The organism is Synechococcus sp. R6-10 (assembly GCF_047461815.1).
GTDB lineage: Bacteria > Cyanobacteriota > Cyanobacteriia > Thermostichales > Thermostichaceae > Thermostichus.
The window spans coordinates 1-1,789 of sequence record NZ_JANSHW010000277.1 but is presented as its reverse complement, the minus strand read 5'-3'; the positions used below and the strand labels follow the sequence as shown (position 1 = coordinate 1,789).

2 protein-coding genes are annotated in these 1,789 nt (G+C 60.9%); both read right to left on the bottom strand.

Features of this window, described 5'->3' with window-relative positions:
- The coding region (locus NW837_RS08535; protein ID WP_414330678.1) for an NINE protein at positions 1 to 618 on the bottom strand (618 nt) is incomplete at its 3' end.
- A gap of 154 nt (positions 619 to 772) precedes the next feature.
- Positions 773 to 1,789 (bottom strand): ATP-binding cassette domain-containing protein (locus tag NW837_RS08530; protein ID WP_414330675.1); only part of this gene is annotated, 1,017 nt, incomplete at its 5' end.

Genomic DNA, 1,789 nt, shown 5'->3' with positions numbered 1-1,789 from the left:
AAACAGGCCCAGCAGCAACAGCCAAGCCACGCTCAGCTCTGACAGCAAGTTCCGCAGCAAAACAGCCAGCGCCGGGGTAGGGGGGGGCAAGGACTCCGTCCGAGTAGCGCGAGTGGATTGAGGGGCAGCTTGGGGCTCTTCTCCCCCCTCGACCGCAGGTTCCTCAACCCCAGATCCGGCCAGGCGAGCATTTCTTTCTCGCACCATCCCTGGGATCCAAATCAAATCCAGGAGCTGACCGATCCCCAGCAGCCCAAAGGTCAACAGCCAGAGCAAACCCGTCCGCCAGCGGCCCAGATAAAAACGGTGCAGGCCACAGATGCCAAACAAACCCAAAATCCAGAGCACGTAGGCCGAGCCAAGACGAGCCGGGATCTCGTCGCTGGGGGAAACTGCCGCTGACCTTGGTTCCTCCCCCTCTAGCCGATACTGCTCCACCAGCAAGCGAAAGTGCTCTGGGGTCAGTAAGCCCAGCTCCAGCCAAGCTCGCAAACCTCGCAACACCTGCTGCCGGGATCCCTGAACGGTGAGCTCCAAAAGGACTTGCTCCGAGGAGGGCGAGCGGTCAGATTGCAGCTCCTCTGCTCCTGGAGGCAAGAGGTGATCCTGGGATCCCATGGCCAGATTCCTTGAGCAAAAGGCTTGGGGCTACTGCTACTCTAAGCCTTGCTCTGTCCGGTTGCCATGCCGTTCTCAAATCCTTCTCCTGCTGCGGCAAAGCGAAAGAGCTACGCACCGCTGACGCGACCGCTAGAGGGCTTCGATTAGCCCTCTAAACCTCAGTCGGGATCCCTGGGATCTCGCTGCTGTGAGTGCTGCGCAAGACGGGAAGCGTCATCATCTGTCCCAGGCGTGAAACGGTGAGCTCCGCCGCCGGAATGGGTTCCGAGACCTGTCCGCCGCTGAACACCATCACTCGGTCGCTGTACTGCAGGATCTCGTCCAAATCCGCCGAGGCAAAAAGAATAGCCGTACCCGCTTGGGTGCGTTCCAGCAATTGCCCCCAGACCCACAGCGCCGACTCAATGTCCAACCCTCGCGTTGGGTGCTCCATCAGCAAAAGACTCAGGGGTGTGGGCAAGAGAGCCAACTGACTGCGCTGTTGGTTGCCCCCCGAGAGTTGCTCCACCCGGCTGTAGGGGTGACCCCGAATGCTGAAGTGTTCAATGGCCGCTTGGGCCTGTTGACGGGCCAGAGCCCAGTTGATCCAGGGATCCTGCTGCTGGAGGGCAAAATGCTCCTGCAACGTTAGGCCGGGGATCAGCCCTTCCCGCAGCCGATCCGCCGGAGAAAACCCCACCCCACAGCGCAGATAGTCGCCGTAAGGACGGCCTGTCATCTCCTGCCCCCCCAACAGAATCCGGCCACGCCTGGGCGGCAACAACCCTGCACAGGTGAGCAGGAAAGAGCGTTGCCCACTGCCTTCCAAACCGGCCAACCCAATCACTTCCCCCGGCTGCACCGCCAGATCTGGCAAAGCCAAGGCAAACGGCTCATGCCGCACCACCAGGGAGCGCAACTCCAACAGGGGATCCGCTCTCCTTTGTGGAGAATGGGGTCGAGCTGGGGGTGTCAACTCCCGCCCGAACATCCAATCGATCAACTGCTGTTCCAACAGGGCAATGTCTTCACCCCTAACAGGCAGCTCCCCCACCACCTCCCCCTGCCGCATCACCGTCACCCGATCGCAAAGGCACTCCACATCGGCCAGCTTGTGGGAGACGAAGATCACCGATTTGCCCTGCTCCGCCAACCTTCTCAGAGCCGCGAACAAAAGATCTTTTTGCGC